The following is a 17,330-nucleotide window of genomic DNA, read 5'->3' on the forward strand; positions in this document are numbered from 1 at the left end:
CGGCCTCTGGACCCCGGCAATCGCGCAATTCGGCGCGCGCCGCCAGCCCATCAGCCGCGGCCGCGCAAAATCTCGCCGATCTCGCCCTGAGGCCGTGTCCGGGTGAAGGCCAGCAGCATGCCCACCGCGATGCCGCCCGCGATGAGGGAAGAGCCGCCGTAGCTGACGAACGGCAGGGTCATCCCCTTGGCCGGCAGCAGCCGCACCGCGACCCCCATGTTGATCATCGCCTGCACCCCGAAGATGCAGGCCAGTCCGGTGCCCGCCAGCCGGATGAAGGGGTCGCGCTCGCGCATCAGCCGCAGCAGCGAGCGCACCACGATCGAGGCGTAGAGCGCGATGATGATCATCACCAGGATCAGCCCGTATTCCTCGGCGGCGACCGCGATGATGAAATCGGTATGGGCATCGGGCAGCGACCATTTCACCTGCCCTTCGCCGACGCCGACGCCGAAAAGTCCACCCTCGCGGATGGCGTTGGTGGCATAGCCGAGCTGCGTCGTGGGATCGACCTCGGGGGTGAGGAAGCCGTCGATGCGGCGGGCGAAATGCTCGGAGGCAGAATAGGCGACGGTGCCGCCCAGGACCACCGCGCCGGCCATGCCTACCATCAGCAGCATCGGCGCGCCGGCGACGAAATACATCACCCCCCAGCCGAACAGCACCAGCGAGGCCTGACCGAAATCGGGCTGCATAACCAGCATGCCGACGATGGTCATGCACAGCAGCGCCGACCACAGCTTGCCCGGCGGGCCGTTGATCTGCTGACTTGCCGCCAGCATCCAGGCGGCGACCACGATGAAGACCGGTTTCATGAATTCCGAGGGCTGCACGCTGGCAAAGCCCAAGCTGTACCAGCGCACCGCGCCCTTGCCGAAATCGGTGCCCAGGACGGGAAGCAGCGCCAGCGCCGCGAAGGCGCCGAGAAAGCCCAGCACCGCCAGCCGCCGCACCAGCACCGGCGACATCATCGAGGTCAGCAGCATCGCGGCCAGCGCCAGCGTGCCGAACACCGCCTGCCGCTCGACATAGTGGAACGGATCGAAGCCGTTGCGCGAGGCCAGCGGCGGCGAGGCCGCGAGCCCGAGCAGCAGCCCGATGCCGGAGAGGATCAGGACACAGGTCATCGACCACTTGTCCAGCGTCCGCCACCATTTGGGAAGAATGGGTTCGCCCCGTTGCGCGGGAACCGCGCCATAGACCATCTCGGTCATGGTAATCCTGCCGTTTGCTGCCTCTGCCCGCCCGGTTTTCCGGGTCTGCTGAACCGACAATACCGCGAAACGTGAATTCGTTCCAGTCCGTTCCTCTTGCCTTTCGCCGCAATCCGCGCCAAGCGGCGCGGATGGAGTTCGACACCGTCATCCTTGGCGCCGGCGCGGCGGGCCTGATGTGCGCCGCCCATGCGGGCGGGCGGGCGCTGGTGATCGATCACGCGCGCAATCCGGGGGAAAAGATCCGCATCTCCGGCGGCGGGCGCTGCAATTTCACCAATCTTTACGCCGCCCCGGAGAATTTCCTGTCGCAGAACCCGCATTTCTGCAAATCGGCGCTGGCCCGCTATACCCAGTGGGATTTCATCGAACTGGTCGGGCGCCACGGCATCGCCTGGCACGAAAAGACGCTGGGACAGCTGTTCTGCGACGGCAAGGCGACCCAGATCGTCGCCATGCTGCGCGACGAGATGGACAAGGCGGGGGCGGCGCTGTGGCTCTCCACCGCGCTGGCCGACGTCAGAAGAACCGAGAGCGGCTTTTCTCTCACCCTCGACCGCGAGGGCGACCGCAAGACCGTCGACTGCCGCAATCTGGTGCTGGCCACCGGGGGCAAGTCGATCCCCAAGATGGGGGCGACCGGGCTGGCCTATGACATCGCGCGGCAATTCGGCCTCGGCGTCACCGAAACCCGGCCCGCGCTCGTCCCCTTCACCTTTTCTGACGGCCGCTTCGCACCGCTGGCCGGGGTGTCCTTGCCGGTAGGGCTGTCAAATGCGCGGGCCAGCTTCGACGAGGCGCTGCTTTTTACCCATCGCGGGTTGTCGGGGCCGGCGGTGCTGCAACTGTCGTCCTACTGGCGCGAGGGCGAGGAGATCGCGGTGAACCTGATCCCCGGGATGACGCTGTTGGAAGCCCTGCGCGCCCAGCGGCAGCAGGCCGGGCGCCGGGCGCTGACCACCGAACTTGGCCGCCACCTGCCGTCGCGGCTGGTGGAGTATCTCGTGCCCGAGCTGGGTCTTTCCGGCAATCTCGCCGATCAGTCCGACGCGGCGCTGGAGGCGCTCTGCGCGCGGCTTTCCGACTGGCGGCTGACGCCCTCGGGCACCGAGGGGTATCGCACCGCCGAGGTGACGCTGGGCGGCATCGACACCGACGGGCTGTCGTCCCGGACGATGGAGGCGAAAGAGGTGCCCGGCCTTTTCGCCATCGGCGAGGCGGTGGACGTGACCGGCTGGCTCGGCGGGTACAATTTCCAGTGGGCCTGGGCCTCGGGATACGCGGCGGGAACGGCGATAGCGGCGAAGGGGTGAGATACAACCCTCCGCCGCCCGAATAGCACGCAAAGCGCGCCGGGCAGGCGCCCGTCCTCTGTTGCGCGTTTGGGCGGCGGCCCTATTTGAGCCGCTTCTCCACCTCGGCGGTGAAATCCTCGCCGCGCTGCTCGAAATTGTCGTATTGATCGAAACTCGCCGCTGCCGGGGCCAGCAGCACGGTATCGCCCGGCTCGGCCTCTTCCATCGCCCGCTCCACCGCGCGGGCCATGGTGGTGCAAACCTCGGCCTCCACATCCAGCTGCATGGCGAACGCGGCCGCCTCGCGGCCGATGACATAGGCCTTGGCCACCGCCCCGGTCGTGCCCTTCAGCGCGTCCAGGCCGCCCTCTTTCTCCAGCCCGCCGCAGATCCAGCGGATGCGGGGAAAGGCCCCCAGCGCCTTGGCCGCGCTGTCCACATTGGTGGCCTTGCTGTCATTGACGTAGGTTACCCCGCCCGCCTCGGCGATCACCTGGCTGCGGTGCGGCAGGCCCGGATAGCTGTGCAGCGCCGCCTCGATCACCCGCGGCGCCAGCCCCAGCGCGCGGCAGGCGGCATAGGCGGCACAGGCGTTCTGGTGGTTATGCGCCCCCGGCAGCCCACTGATCCCGCGCAGGTCAATGGAGGCCATCTGCTTGCCCTTGCGGGTCTCGGCCAGGAACCCCTTTCGCGCGAACACCTGCCAGCCCGGCCCGGTCAGCTTTTGCCCCGAGGAGACCCGGATCACCCGGTCGTCCGCCGGCCCCTCGGCCATCTGCCCTGCCAGAAACCGCCCCTCGATCTCATCGACGCCGATCACCGCGCGGTCCGGCCCGCCCTCGGCGAACAGCCTGCGCTTGGCCGCGAAATATCCGCCCAGCCCCGCATGACGATCCAGGTGATCGGGCGACAGATTGGTGAAGACCGCCACGTCCGGGGTCAGCGCGCGGGCCAGCTCGGTCTGGTAACTGCTGAGTTCCAGCACCACCGCCGCGCCCTCCCCCGGCGGTTCCAGGTCCAGCACGCCGCGGCCGATGTTGCCGGCCAGCTGCGCCGGGCGCCCCGCCTCTTGCAGAATATGATGGATCAGGGCGGAGGTGGTGGATTTGCCGTTCGAACCGGTCACCGCCACCACCCGCGGGGCGGTGACGAAGCCGTCCCAGTCCGGCGTGGCGAGCGAGCGGAAGAACAGCCCGATGTCGTTGTCCACCGGCACCCCGGCCTCCAGCGCCGCCAGCACCACCGGGTTCGGCGCGGGGTAAAGATGCGGAATGCCGGGCGAGACGATCAGGGCCGCGATCCCGTCGAAGGCGCCGGCGCCGGTCAGATCGGCGCAGGCGAACCCCTCGCCCGCGGCCGCCGCCCGCGCCGCCGGGTTGTCGTCCCAGCAGACCGGCTCGGCCCCGCCCGCGCGCACTGCCCGCGCCGCCGACAACCCCGAGCGGCCCAGCCCCAGAACGGCGACCCTGGCGCCCTCATATCCGCGTACCGGTATCACCAGCCCATCTCCTTCTTGTCGCGGAAAAATCCGCCCGTGGGCCCGTCCTGGCCCAGCCGCGCCAGCCAGAGCGCGGTCTCGGCGCCCTTCTCCGGGCTGCGCGGCGCGTCCGGCCCGCCCATCCGCGTCGCCACCCATCCCGGGCACATGGCGTTGACCTTGATCCCCTCGGGCAGATCGCGCGGCAGGGCATGGGTCAGCGCGTTCAGCGCCGCCTTGGCCACGCCATAGGCGCCGGGCCCGGCCAGCCCTTCGGAAAAACTGCCCCAGTCCGACGAAAGATTGACGATCCGCCCCCAGCCCTGCGCCGCCATATGCGGCACGCAAAGCCGGATCAGCTCATAGGGCGCATGAAACATCACCTGCATCGAGCGCGCCACGCCCTGCGGGTCGTCGATCATGTTGCTGTCGATCAGGATGCCGGCATTGTTGACAAGCACATCGACCCCGCCGATCCGCTCCAGCGCCGGGGCAAAGCCCTCCGGCGCCTCCAGGTCAAGATGCAGCCAGCCGCACCCCAGCGCCTCGGCCGTCTCGCGGCCCGCCTGCCGGTCGCGCACCGCGATCACCACCCGGTGATCCGCGCACAATCCGGCCGCGATGGCCCGTCCGATGCCCCGGTTGCCGCCTGTCACCAATGCCGTTTTCAAGATTGCGCGCCCCCTGTGCGAAAACTCCGCTCCGACCTCTGGCTAGCCGATCGGCTCCGCCTTGGAAAGCGGCCGATGACCGAAGCGTCCGGTAGGTGTTGCGCCTTTTCCAGACCCTGGATCTGAGTCGTCATGCAGAAATGAGGAAAGGAGGCCCTGCCGCGTCAAATACTCCCGCCCGCAGCCCCGCAGGGCCCGCTTGCAGGCCCGCGAGGGGATGGGCCCGCAGCCGCCACCCGAAATCCCCGGCGCGTCAGCGGACCTTCAGGGTCGCCAGCCCGATCATCGCCAGGATCAGCGAGATGATCCAGAACCGGATCACGATGGTCGGCTCGGCCCAGCCCTTTTTCTCATAATGGTGATGGATCGGCGCCATCAGAAAGACGCGCCGCCCGGTGCGCTTGAAATAGAGCACCTGGATGATGACCGACAGCGCCTCGACCACGAAGAGGCCGCCGACGATGGCCAGCACCAGTTCATGCTTGGTGGCGACCGCGATCGCCCCCAGCGCGCCGCCCAGCGCAAGGCTGCCGGTATCGCCCATGAACACAGCCGCCGGCGGTGCGTTGTACCACAGGAACCCCAGCCCCCCGCCGAACAGGGCAGCGGTAAAGATCAGGATCTCCCCGGTGCCCGGCACGTAGTGCACGTCGAGATATTCGGTAAAGTCGGTGCGCCCCACCGCATAGGCGATGATGCCCAGCGTTGTCGCCGCGATCATCACCGGCATGATCGCCAACCCGTCCAGCCCGTCGGTCAGGTTCACCGCATTGGCCGATCCGACAATAACACAGACCGAGAACGGCACGTAAAAGAGTCCCAGATTGATCAGCGTGTCCTTGAACACCGGCAGCGCCAGCTGGTTCTGCAAATCGGCGGGGTGGTTCCACGCCGCCCAGAGCGCCGCCACCACCGCGATCAGGATGCCCAGCCCCAGGCGCAGCTTGCCCGGCACCCCCTTGGTGTTCTGCTTGGAGACCTTGGCGTAGTCGTCGGCGAAGCCGATGGCGCCGAAGGCCAGCGTCACGAACAGCACCAGCCAGACGAACGGGTTGTCCAGCCGCGCCCAGAGCGCGGTCGCGGTCACCAGCGCGCCGACGATCAGCAGCCCGCCCATGGTCGGCGTACCGGCCTTGGACAGATGCGCCTCGGGGCCGTCGTCGCGGATCGGCTGACCCTTGCCCTGCCGCTTGCGCAGCACGTTGATCAGCGGCGGGCCGAACAGGAAACCGAACAGCAGCGCGGTCAGAAAGGCCCCACCGGCACGGAACGTGATGTAGCGGAACAGGTTGAAAAAATCCCCGCCGTCCGACAGCGCGGTCAGCCAATAAAGCATGTCAGCCGGTCCTATCCTTCATGTGTTGTCCCCGAACCCGTCCCTTGCGCCGGGGCGCGCCTGCCTTGGCCGATTTCGCGCAGGGCGTCAACGACCTTTGCCAGCGCCATCGAGAGAGAGCCCTTGGCCAGCACGATATCGCCCGGCCCCGCCAGATCGACGATCTGTGCCGCAAGCGCAGCGCTGGTGCCGCAATGCAGGCCGCGTTTTTCCGCAGGCAGCGCGGCGTGCAGCGCGCCCATCAGCGGGCCAATGCAATGCACGGTGTCGATCCCTGCCATCGCCGGCAACGCGGCGAGTGCGGCGTGGAGGTGTTCGGCCTGCGGCCCCAGCTCCTTCATGTCGCCCAGAACGGCGATGCGGCGGCCCTGTCCCTCCGTGCTCGCGGCGGCGAGCACGGCCAGCGCCGCCGCCATCGAGGCCGGGTTGGCGTTGTAGGAATCGTCCAGCAGCGTCAGCGCGCCGCCGGGCAAGACAATCGTCTCGCGCACACCGCGGCCGCGATAGGGGGTCCAGCGCGCCAGGCTTGCGGCGGCGCGCGCCGGATCGGCGCCGAGCGCGGCACAGGCGGCCAGCGCGCCGAGCCCGTTCATGGCGAAATGCCGCCCCGGGGTGGCCAGGGTGAAGCAGACCGTCCCGTCCGGCGTCTCCGCCGCGACCCGGGTCTCATCGCCCATGACCTCGGCCGAGATCAGGCGATAGTCATCGGCCTGCGCACCGAAGCCGAGCGCCATGGCGCCCACCTCATCGGCCTTGGCAAAGAGGATCGGCGATTGTTCCAGATCGGCGTTCAGCACGGCGATGCCGCCCGGCTCCAGCCCGTCGAGCACCGAGGCCTTTTCCCGCGCGATGCCGTCGAGGCTGTCGAAGGCCTCCAGATGCGCCGGCGCCACGATGGTTACCATCGCCACATGCGGGCGGGCGAGCCGGGCCAGCGGCGCAATCTCGCCGGGGTGGTTCATGCCGATCTCGATGATGGCGTAGCGGGTTTCCCGCGGCATCCGCGCCAGGGTCAGCGGCACACCCCAATGGTTGTTGTAGCTGGCCACGCTCGCATGCGTCGCCCCCTGATCCGACAGCATCGCCGCCAGCATTTCCTTGGTCGAGGTCTTGCCGACGCTGCCGGTCACCGCGACCACGCGGGCCTGGCACCGCGCCCGTGCCGCCCGGCCCAGCGCCTCCAGCCCTTGCAGCACATCGTCGACGATCAACAGCGGCGCATCCTGCGCCACCCCCTCGGGGATATGGCTGACCAGCGCGGCCGCGGCGCCCTTGTCCAAAGCCTGCGCCACGAACTCATGGCCGTCGCGCGCCGCCTTCAACGCCACGAACAGATCGCCCGGCGCGATAGTGCGGGTGTCGATGGAAACGCCATCGACCTGCCATGCGCCCTGCGCCCGGCCGCCGGTGGCTTCTGCGGCCTCTCCTGCGGTCCAGAGGCTCATACCGGCCGCCCGTCCAGCGCGGCGACCGCCACGCTGGCCTGTTCGGCATCGTCGAAGGGCAGCACATCGTCGCCGACGATCTGGCCGGTCTCGTGCCCCTTGCCGGCGATCAGCAGCGCGTCGCCCGGCCCCAGCGCGTCGATGCCGCGCAGGATCGCCTCGGCGCGGTCGCCCACCTCGATGGCCTCCGGCGCGCCCGCCATGACGGCGGCGCGGATGGAGGCGGGATCCTCGCTGCGCGGGTTGTCATCGGTGACGAAGACCAGATCGGCATGTTCCGCCGCCGCCGCCCCCATCAGCGGCCGCTTGGCCCGGTCGCGGTCGCCGCCTGCGCCGACGATGGCAACGAGGTGCCCCATCACATGCGGCCGCAGCGCCGTCAAAGCGGTGGCCACCGCGTCCGGGGTATGGGCGTAATCGACGAAAACCGCCGCGCCGTTCTCCCGCGTCGCGGCCAGCTGCATCCGCCCGCGCACGGTGGTCAGTTCGGGCAGGGTGCGGAACACCGCCCCAGCCTCGTCGCCGCAGGCGATGGCGAGCCCGGCGGCGATCAGTACGTTTTCGGCCTGAAACCCGCCGATGAGATCGAGCCGGGCCTGATGGCTCTGGCCCATCCAGGAAAACCGCAGATCCTGCCCGGTGGCGTCGAACCGCTGCGCCAGCAGGCGCAGATCGCCCACCGCCCGCCCCACGGTCAGCACCGCCTGACCGCGCGCGGCGGCAATCGCCCGCATCTCGGCCCCGCGCGGATCCTCCAGATTGATCACCGCCGTTCCCTCCGGCGGCAGCACCCGGCGAAACAGACCCGCCTTGGCGGCGAAATAGGCGTCGAAACTCTCATGATAATCCAGGTGATCCTGGGTGAAATTGGTGAAACCGGCCGCGATGAGCTGCACCCCGTCGAGCCGCCGCTGCTCCAGCCCGTGCGACGAGGCCTCCATCGCCGCGTGGGTGATGCCATGCCCCGCCGCCTCGGCCAGCACCCGATGCAGGGTGATCGGCTCGGGCGTGGTGTGGTTGAGCGGCGCGTTCCAGGCCCCTTCGACCCCGGTGGTACCGAGGTTGATCGCCGCATGGCCCAGCCCGGCCCAGATCTGCCGCAGGAAGGTGGCGACCGAGGTCTTGCCGTTGGTCCCCGTGACCGCCGCCATCACCCCGGGCTGCGCGCCGAACCACAGCGCCGCGGTGCAGGCCAGCGCCTGGCGCGGATCCTCGACCACCACCAGCGCCGCGCCGGAGGCGGCCAGTTCGCGTTCGGCGATTTCCGCGCCGGTCGCATCGGTCAGAACCGCCGCCGCGCCCATGCGCAGCGCATATTGGATGAAGTCGCCGCCATGCACCCGGGTTCCGGGCAGCGCGGCAAAGAGAAATCCGTCCTTTACCTGGCGGCTGTCCACCGCCAGACCGGTGATCTGCGGATCGCGCCCGCCCCGGGCGGTCAGGGCCAACTGGCTGAGTGATTTTGCCGGTATGCCCATGGTGCCCGCCCGCGCATTGATATTGATAAGGATCAGTTCGACGTGAGCGTTATAGCAGCGCGGGGGCCGGGTTCAACGTCGGGTCGCAGCCCCAGCAGCGGCGCCACCCGGCCGATCAGCTCGGCCGCGACCGGCACCGCGGTCCAGCCCGCCGTGCGCCGCTCTTCGTCATAGGCCTGGATCGAGGGCTCATCCAGCGTCACCACCAGCACGTATTTCGGATCGTGCGACGGGAAGATCGAGGCAAAGGTCGCGATCACCTTGTCCTTGTAGTAGCCGCCCTGCGGGCGCGGCTTGTCGGCGGTGCCGGTCTTGCCGCCCACCGCATAGCCCGGCACCTCGCCCAGGCTGGCGGTGCCGCCGGTCACCACACGGCGCAGCATCCGGCGCGCATCGGCGGCGGCCCCCTCGGACAGCACCCGCGGCCCATGCTGCGGCCCGTCGCGTTTCAGGATCGTCGGGCTGACGTAATGGCCGCCGTTGGCGATCGCGGCATAGCCGGCCGCCAGATGCATCGGGCTGGTCGAGAGGCCGTGGCCATAGGAAATCGTCACCGTGCTGAGATCGGTCCAGCGCTCGGGCACCAGCGGCTGGCCGCCGCGGGCCTCGACGATCTCGAACGGGGTCGGGTCGAACATCCCCAGCGCGCCGAGAAAGGCCTTTTGCCGCTCCGGTCCGATCTCCAGCGCCAGCCGCCCGGTGCCCCGGTTGGAGCTGTGCATGATCACATCCGCGACGCTGAGCTTGCCGTAGTTCTTGTTGTGAAACTCTCCGATCGGATAGCCGGACACCCGCATCGGCCCGGAGGTGTCGATGATCGTCTCGGCCGAAACCAGCCCGAGGTCTATGGCCTGCGCAGCGGTAAAGATCTTGAAGGTCGAGCCCAGCTCGTACACCCCCTGCACCGCGCGGTTGAACAGCGGGCTGTCGCTGGGATCGCCGGAGACCGGCGGCCGCGGCCGGTCGTTGGGGTCGAAATCCGGCAGGCTGACAACCGAGATCACCTCGCCGGTGTGCACATCCATCAGGATCGAAGAGGCGCCCTTGGCATTCATCAGCTTCATGCCGCCGGCGAGCACCTGCTCGGCCGCGGCCTGCACCGTCAGGTCCAGCGCCAGCGTCAGCGGCTGCGCGCCATTGGCCGGGTCGCGCAGATACTCGTCGAACTGTTTTTCCACCCCGGCCACGCCGATCACCTCGGCGGCATTCACCCCTTCGCGGCCGAAGCCGGCGCCGCCGAGCACATGCGCGGCCAGCTTGCCGTTGGGATAAAGCCGCATCTCGCGCGGGCCGAACATCAGCCCGGGATCGCCCAGATCGTGCACCGCCTGTTTCTGTTCGGGGCTGATCCGCCTCTTGATCCAGACGAATTTGCGCTTGCCGCTGAGATCCCTGATCAGCCGCGCCTCGTCCAGATCGGGAAAGATCCGCACCAGCCCGCTGGCCGCCGCCACCGGGTCGACCAGCTCGGGCGGCTGGGCATAGAGCGAATGGGTCTCGAAATTGGTCGCCAGGATGCGTCCTTCCCGGTCGGTGATATCGGCGCGCTGCGCCGCGATGGCCGCACCGTGAGTGCTTGCCACCGGCTCCTCGGGCTCGGAAACCGCCATCAGCGCCATGCGCCCGCCCACCACGATGAAGGCGCAGAAAAAGAACAGCCCCAGCACCAGCAGCCGCCCCTCGGCGCGTACCCGGGCGCGGTCCTGCATCTCGGCGTGGCGCTGACGGATGTTCTCGCGCTCGATGGCGTCGGGATTTTCACCCTTTGCGCGGGCCGGCAGGATCCGCGCCAGCGGGCGCAACGGCGTCCGGGTCATGGTTGCTCTCCCTCCGCCATGGTCGAGACATCCACCGGGTTGGTGATCGGCAACAGCGGCGCCGGCGGAAAGCTGACCTCGTCGATGCGGCCGAACTGGTCCGGGCGCAGAGGCAACAGGCCAAGCCGGTCGAAGTTCAGCGCGGCCAGCTCGGACAGCCGGTCGGGCCGGTTGAGGTAGGCCCATTCGGCCCTGAGCACACCCAGCCGCACCTGCGCCGCGCCGATCTGCTGTTGCAGCGCGCGGGTCTCTTTCAGCACCTGCTGGGTGGCGTAATTCTCACGATAGGCCCAGAACGCCAGACCGAACACCGCCAGCGCGGTCAGAACAAAGGCTATGCCTCTCATCGCCCTCTCCCTTTCGGCGCCTCTTTGGGTTGCGGCATCCCGATCTCGCGCGGGTCGACCGTGCCGGCGGGCGCCTCGGTGCGCACCGCCACCCGCAGCCGGGCCGAGCGCGCGCGCGGGTTCTCGGCCAGCTCCTGCGGGTCCGGCGCGATCGCCTTGCGTGGACGCAGGAGGAATTGCGGATCCGCGTGTTCGATTTCCGGCCCATGGCGGCTGCCGCGCCCGGTCTGTCCGGCGCGCGATTGCAGGAACCGTTTGACCATTCGGTCCTCGATGGAGTGGAAGCTGACCACCGCCAGCTTGCCGCCGGGCCTGAGCGCCCGTTCGGCGGCCATCAGCCCGCGAAACAGCTCGCCAAACTCATCATTCACCGCGATCCGCAGCGCCTGAAAGCTGCGGGTGGCGGGATGCGACTGCCCCGGTTTGGCGCGCGGAAGGCAGGATTCGACGATTTCGGCCAGCCGCAGCGTGGTCCCGATCGGCTCCACCTCCCGCGCCCGGACGATGGCGCGCGCGATGCGGCGGCTGGCGCGCTCCTCACCGTATAGATAGAGAATATCGGCCAGTTCGGCCTCTTCGGCCGTGTTGACCAGATCGGCGGCGCTTGGCCCCTGCTGCGACATCCGCATGTCGAGCGGGCCCTCTTTCATGAAGGAAAAGCCGCGCTCGGCCCGGTCGAGCTGCATCGAGGAGACGCCGAGGTCGAGCACCACGCCATCCAGATCCTGTGCATATTCGTCCATCCGGGAAAACACACCGTGCTGCATTATCAGCCGGTCGCCGTAGTCCGCCGCCCAGTCCTGCGCCATCTCGAAGGCCAGCGGGTCGCGGTCCACCGCGATCACGCGGTCGGCGCCGGCCTCGAGCAACCCGCGGGTATAGCCGCCAGCGCCGAATGTGCCGTCCAGCCACGTGCCGGTGACCGGCGCCACCGCCTCGAGCAGCGCGCGCAACAGAACCGGAACATGAGGTTGGGCGGGCGCGGCAGCGGCGGCCATGGATCAGCCCCCGTCCCTGTCGCCGCCCTGCGCGGCCAGCGCCATGTCCAGCGCATCGAGCGGATTGGTCCCCTCGGGGATGTCGAAGCCCAGATCCCCCTCTTCGTCCTCGGCCAGGTGCGCCTCGTAGGTGTCGGGGCTCCATATCTGGAAGGTGCCGGAGGTGCCGACGAAGAACGCCTCTTTCTCCAGCCCGATCTTGTCGCGGTGCCGCAGCGGCAGCACCAGCCGCCCGTCGGGGTCGACCTCGGTATGGTGCGAGCGCGAGGTGATGTCGCGCACCAGCCTGCGCTTCAGCGGCGAATTGGGCAGCCGCTCGATCTTGGCTTCCAGCCTTTCGATCTCTTCGATGGTATAGGCTTCGAGAAAGGGCTGATCGGGCGGGCCATAGACGATGACGAGTTGCGGGCGCAGCCCCTCGGTATAGTCGGGATCGCCGGCTTCGAGCACACGGCGGAACAGGGCCGGGATCGAGACCCTGCCCTTTGCATCCACCTTAAAGGTATACTCGCCTCTGAACCGTCGGCTCACGCCCTCTGTCCCTTCGTCCGCGCCCCCGCGTCATTGCATCCCCAGGATGAAAAAACGGCGGGTTGATCTGCTGCCACTGATCAACCCGCCGCCCTTGTCCCGCTGTGCGGGGTGTCCGACTGCGCGCGCCACCTGGGGGGATGTCTGCTCGCTCGCGCGCCGGATCTCTTGGTGTGATGAAAGCGAAGTGCCTGTATGAAACCTGCTTTGTTATTCTGGTTCGGGGTCTTCCGCCCCTGTTACCTCGTCCTCATCCGATGACCAAGGAATGCCACGGGAATTTATGGAAATCAATTGGAATTTGCGGGAAAAGCCGGGATCAGAGGCCTGGAAGGCTCCATAAAGGACAAGGGTACGTACCCTTTTCCTGAGAAATCCGCGCCTCCCTAGAGAATTTCCAGACCGCCCACACAACATGTAGATTTTTTCAGACCATTCCGACAAGTCCCGGAAAATCCCGTAAATTTCTTCATGTCTTGTGGATTGTCGACTTTCGTTCACTATACGTTCCATTTTCCAGCCCGCGAATCACTCAACGACACCCGCTGATCCGGACCATACACCCCCCTGAGCGCGCCAATTCACCCCGGTCCCGCGAATTCCCATGTCGCACACCATGTAATCCCGGGGGATGTCCCCGCCGGCCCCAGGCTGGACCCACAAAAGAAACAGGATAGAAAACGCCCCCTGCGCCCGACTGGCCGCCCACATGGGACGGGACCGGGGCGCCGCGCAAATGCTGCGCCCGAGAACCGCCTAGGAATCGCCTGGGACCGCGGGCGGCGCGGCGCCGAGCTGGCGCGACGCCCCAATGCCCCAAATGCACGAATGCGCCGGGACGCCCCGCCCTTACCCACCTGTGACCGAAAAATCACGGCGCAGGTTCGACAGACAGGAAAGACGACGTGCCGCCCAATCCCGCCGTGGGGCGAGCCCTGCATCCAATGCATGACCTGCGGGTGCCGCTGCATGGCAGCGGGGGCAATCGGTTTCCAACCCGCCGGAAAACCGCGCCCGCCGCTCAAAGTTTCCGCAGCCTGCGACATTCCGGCGCCATGACCTTACGTCAGGAATACTGCCAGTTTTTTATACAATCAATCTATGCACTTGCTGCATGGCGGCATTGATTTCGCGGACTATTGTGCATCCGCAGCATTTGCCTATTTTCAATCTCAAGCAAACGCCGCAGCGACGGCACAGGCAAGACGACGAAAGACAAGACAATGACCGCACTGACACAGACCCATGCAAAAGGCGCCTCGCTGTTCGACCGGCTGCACGCCGCGACCGAAGCGCTTTCCGACCGTTACACCCGGCACCGGATGTACCGCCGCACCTATAACGAGCTGAGCGCGCTGACCAATCGGGAACTGTCCGATCTGGGCCTGCACCGCTCCGAACTGCGCCGCGTGGCGCTCGAATCCGCCGGAAACCTCTAAACCCGGCACCAGTTTACCGGTTCAGGCCCCTTCTCCTCCTCCCTAGGGGCCTGTTCTAAGCGGCGGCATCCTCCTCCTCCCTGATGCCGCCGCACCTTATACCGGCCTCGAACGCCGGACCCTGATACACCGGATGCTCTCCTCCTCCCTGCATCCGGTGTTGGGACGCACCGCGCGCTCTCCTCCTCCCTGCGCTCGGTGTTCAATCGGCCGGCGGCACCTCTCCTCCTCCCTGGTGCCGCCGGTCAATTTCCCGCCCCGGCGGGCCGACGACGAAACATAGGGTTACACCCGGCGCTCTCCTCCTCCCTGCGTCTGGTGTTCAATCGGCCGGCGGCACCTCTCCTCCTCCCTGGTGTCGCCGGTCAATTTTCCGCCCCGGCGGAACGACAACAGAATTTCCGGATACGTCCCGGCGCTCTCCTCCTCCCTGCGCCGAGATGTTGCAAGCGAACGGCGGCACCTCTCCTCCTCCCTGGTGCCGCCGTTTTCGCGTTTTGAGGATAAGGTCCTTCGCCGCGCCCGCGCGCCGCCACCCCGGTGGGGCGCCCTGCGGAGGTCGCGGACGTCAGGATTGCACGGTGGTGCATGGGGGGGCAGGGGCGCGCACATGCGCAATCCGCCGCGTCGCGGTAAAATCCGCGTTCAACCGTTCCGGAAATGGCGTTGAGACCGGCCCTTAGAACGGGATGTCGTCGTTGGACGTGACGAACTGCGCCACCACTTTTTTCGGCCCGGCCTTCTCGAAATCGACCTCCAGCTTGTCGCCCTCGATGCCGATGATCGCGCCATAGCCGAATTTCTGGTGAAACACCCGCTCGCCCATGGTGAAGCTGGATACGGCGGCGAGGTCGATCACCGTGGTGCGGCTTTCCTTCGGCTGCGACATGCCGCGCTGGCCCGCGCGCGCCTGCATCCGTTTCCAGCCAGGCGAGTTATAGACATTCACGTCCGCCACCCGCGATTCGATGTTGCCGCGCGCCGCGCCGCCCTGCGCCGCCGCCGCGCCGTAGCCACCGCCATAAAGACCCGGCGGCGTCAGAACCTCCACATGCTCTTCCGGCAGTTCATCGACGAATCGGGACGGCAGGGCCGATTGCCACTGCCCGAACACCCGGCGGTTGCCGGCGAAGGAAATCGTGCACAGCTCCTCTGCCCGCGTGATGCCGACATAGGCAAGCCGCCGTTCCTCCTCCAGGCCCTTGAGGCCGCTTTCATCCATGCTGCGCTGCGACGGGAAGAGGCCGTCCTCCCAGCCCGGCAGGAACACGGCGGGAAATTCCAGCCCCTTGGCCGCGTGCAGGGTCATGATGCTGACCTTTTGCTCCGCGTCCTGCTTGTCATTGTCCATGACCAGGCTGACGTGTTCGAGAAAACCCTGCAGGTTCTCGAAATTTTCCAGCGCCTTGACCAATTCCTTGAGGTTTTCCAACCGGCCCGGCGCCTCCGGCGTCTTGTCGTTCTGCCAGTGGCCGGTGTACCCCGACTCGTCCAGCACGATCTCGGCCAGCTCCATATGGCTCAGATCGGCATCGCCGGTCATCCGGCCCCAGCGGCGCAGGTCTTCGACCAGAGTGCGCAGCGCGGCGCCGCCCTTGCCCTTGATCAGCCCGTCCTCGACCGCGATCCGGGCGCCCTCCAGCAGGCTCACCCCGTTGGCCCGCGCCGTGGTTTGGATCACCTGCTGCGCCTTGTCACCAAGGCCCCGCTTGGGGGTGTTGACGATCCGCTCGAACGCCAGGTCGTCCTCGGGGCTGACCACCAGCCGGAAATAGGCCATGGCATCGCGGATCTCCATCCGCTCATAGAATCGCGGCCCGCCGATCACCCGGTAGGGCAGCCCGATGGTCAGAAAACGATCCTCGAACGCCCGCATCTGGTGGCTGGCGCGCACCAGGATCGCCACCTCGTTCAGGCCAAAGGGACGCGTCCCGCGTGTGCCGCGCTGCATCGCCTCGATCTCTTCGCCGATCCAGCGCGCCTCTTCCTCGCCGTCCCAATGGCCGATCAGGCGCACTTTCTCGCCCTCGTCCGCCTCGGTCCACAGCTCCTTGCCGAGCCGGCCGGCATTGCCCCGGATCACGTTCGAGGCGGCCGCGAGGATATGCGGGGTCGAGCGATAGTTCTGCTCCAGCCGCACCACATGGGCGCCGGGAAAATCCTTTTCGAACCGCAGGATGTTGCCCACCTCGGCGCCGCGCCAGCCATAGATCGACTGATCGTCGTCGCCGACGCAGCAGATGTTGCGATGCCCGCCCGCCAGCAGCCGCAGCCACAGGTACTGCGCCACGTTGGTATCCTGGTATTCGTCCACAAGGATATAACGGAACCAGCGTTGGTACTGCTCCAGCACATCGGGGTGAGTCTGGAAGATCACCACCACATGCAGCAGCAGATCGCCGAAATCCACCGCGTTCAGCTCGCGCAGGCGGGTCTGGTATTGCGCGTAAAGCTCCACCCCGCGCCGGTTATAGGCGCCGGCATCCGCGCTCGGCACCTTGTCCGGGGTCAGCGCCCGGTTCTTCCACCCGTCGATCACCCCGGCCAGTTGCCGCGCCGGCCAGCGTTTGTCGTCGATACCGGCGGCCTGCACCAGTTGTTTCAGCAGCCGGATCTGGTCGTCGGTGTCCAGAATGGTGAAGTTCGATTTCAGCCCGGCCAGCTCCGCGTGCCGGCGCAGGAGCTTGACGCAGATCGAGTGGAAGGTGCCCAGCCATGGCATCCCCTCGATGCTCTGGCCCAGCAGGCGGCCGACCCGCTCTTTCATCTCGCGGGCGGCCTTGTTGGTGAAGGTCACCGCCAGAATCTCGTTCGGGCGCGCCCGGCCGGTCATCAAAAGATGCACGATCCGCGCTGTCAGCGCCTTGGTCTTGCCGGTGCCGGCGCCGGCCAGCATCAGCACGGGGCCGTCCATCCGCTCGACCGCCTCGCGCTGCGCCGGGTTCAGATCGTCCAGATAGGGCGCGCCCATAGACTGACTGCGCGCCGCCATCGCGCGCGCCGACAGCGAGGCGCCCTCGAAGGCGTCCATTTCGTCGAAACTGCTCATGGTGCGAACTTAACCCGGATCGCGGTGCAGTTAAAGGTTCGTTCGCATTCTGTTCTGGCGGGACATGCGGAAACTTGCACGGGTGGCGAAGACCCTGACCGCCGAACGCCAGGGCCCGGCGCCGGGCGCAACCGGATTTTCACGCGCGGGTCCGTCCGTCCGCTGCCGCGGCTGGTACTGCCGCTGGAACTGGTGGGGTCATTGGAGTTCGATCATGAGGTCTTTTGCGTCGA

General features: G+C 67.5%; 13 protein-coding genes. 2 read left to right on the forward strand and 11 right to left on the reverse strand.

The window, feature by feature from the left end:
- Window positions 1–50 precede the first annotated feature (50 nt).
- A complete protein-coding gene (gene ftsW, locus E1832_RS18390) occupies window positions 51–1,214 on the reverse strand; it encodes a putative lipid II flippase FtsW (protein WP_133361226.1) in 1,164 nt (387 codons plus the stop codon).
- A 131-nt stretch (window positions 1,215–1,345) separates the two neighbouring features.
- On the opposite strand from ftsW, the gene E1832_RS18395 reads away from it, so the two are divergent.
- Complete coding sequence (locus E1832_RS18395; RefSeq protein WP_133361257.1) at window positions 1,346–2,527, forward strand: BaiN/RdsA family NAD(P)/FAD-dependent oxidoreductase; 1,182 nt, start codon at window positions 1,346–1,348, stop codon at window positions 2,525–2,527.
- An 82-nt stretch (window positions 2,528–2,609) separates the two neighbouring features.
- Here E1832_RS18395 and murD read toward each other — a convergent pair whose 3' ends face one another.
- The 9 genes from murD to mraZ form a co-directional block, all read right to left on the reverse strand.
- Window positions 2,610–4,007: a UDP-N-acetylmuramoyl-L-alanine--D-glutamate ligase gene (gene murD / locus E1832_RS18400; protein ID WP_133361227.1), complete on the reverse strand. Its 1,398-nt coding sequence runs from the start codon at window positions 4,005–4,007 to the stop codon at window positions 2,610–2,612.
- A complete protein-coding gene (locus tag E1832_RS18405) occupies window positions 4,004–4,657 on the reverse strand; it encodes an SDR family NAD(P)-dependent oxidoreductase (protein ID WP_245514042.1) in 654 nt (217 codons plus the stop codon). The genes murD and E1832_RS18405 overlap by 4 nt, the downstream gene beginning before the upstream one ends.
- 253 nt (window positions 4,658–4,910) lie before the next feature.
- Window positions 4,911–5,993, reverse strand: a complete 1,083-nt coding sequence (mraY, locus tag E1832_RS18410) for a phospho-N-acetylmuramoyl-pentapeptide-transferase (protein WP_133361229.1) — start codon at window positions 5,991–5,993, stop codon at window positions 4,911–4,913.
- Between the two features lie 11 nt (window positions 5,994–6,004).
- Complete coding sequence (locus tag E1832_RS18415) at window positions 6,005–7,438, reverse strand: UDP-N-acetylmuramoyl-tripeptide--D-alanyl-D-alanine ligase (protein WP_133361230.1); 1,434 nt, start codon at window positions 7,436–7,438, stop codon at window positions 6,005–6,007.
- Window positions 7,435–8,916, reverse strand: a complete 1,482-nt coding sequence (locus tag E1832_RS18420) for a UDP-N-acetylmuramoyl-L-alanyl-D-glutamate--2,6-diaminopimelate ligase (protein WP_133361231.1) — start codon at window positions 8,914–8,916, stop codon at window positions 7,435–7,437. The genes E1832_RS18415 and E1832_RS18420 overlap by 4 nt, the downstream gene beginning before the upstream one ends.
- Before the next feature lie 32 nt (window positions 8,917–8,948).
- A complete protein-coding gene (locus tag E1832_RS18425; protein WP_133361232.1) occupies window positions 8,949–10,733 on the reverse strand; it encodes a peptidoglycan D,D-transpeptidase FtsI family protein in 1,785 nt (594 codons plus the stop codon).
- Entirely contained in the window at window positions 10,730–11,080 is a 351-nt protein-coding gene (gene ftsL, locus E1832_RS18430) for a cell division protein FtsL (protein ID WP_133361233.1), read from the reverse strand. The genes E1832_RS18425 and ftsL overlap by 4 nt, the downstream gene beginning before the upstream one ends.
- Window positions 11,077–12,078 (reverse strand): 16S rRNA (cytosine(1402)-N(4))-methyltransferase RsmH, encoded by a 1,002-nt coding sequence (gene rsmH / locus E1832_RS18435; protein ID WP_133361234.1) that lies wholly within the window; start codon window positions 12,076–12,078, stop codon window positions 11,077–11,079. Before rsmH ends, ftsL begins: the two co-directional genes overlap by 4 nt.
- Window positions 12,079–12,081: 3 nt before the next feature.
- Window positions 12,082–12,609 (reverse strand): division/cell wall cluster transcriptional repressor MraZ, encoded by a 528-nt coding sequence (mraZ, locus tag E1832_RS18440; protein ID WP_165978926.1) that lies wholly within the window; start codon window positions 12,607–12,609, stop codon window positions 12,082–12,084.
- A gap of 1,223 nt (window positions 12,610–13,832) precedes the next feature.
- Here mraZ and E1832_RS18445 point away from each other — a divergent pair.
- On the forward strand, window positions 13,833–14,048 hold the full coding sequence (locus E1832_RS18445; protein WP_133361235.1) for a DUF1127 domain-containing protein: 216 nt from the start codon (window positions 13,833–13,835) through the stop codon (window positions 14,046–14,048).
- 679 nt (window positions 14,049–14,727) lie between these two features.
- On the opposite strand, the gene E1832_RS18450 is transcribed toward E1832_RS18445, so the two are convergent.
- Window positions 14,728–17,097 carry an ATP-dependent helicase gene (locus tag E1832_RS18450; protein WP_133361236.1) on the reverse strand — a complete coding sequence of 790 codons (2,370 nt, stop codon included), beginning with the start codon at window positions 17,095–17,097 and terminating at the stop codon, window positions 14,728–14,730.
- Window positions 17,098–17,330: the final 233 nt, after the last annotated feature.

The sequence above is a fragment of the Antarcticimicrobium luteum genome (assembly GCF_004358185.1).
GTDB lineage: Bacteria > Pseudomonadota > Alphaproteobacteria > Rhodobacterales > Rhodobacteraceae > Antarcticimicrobium > Antarcticimicrobium luteum.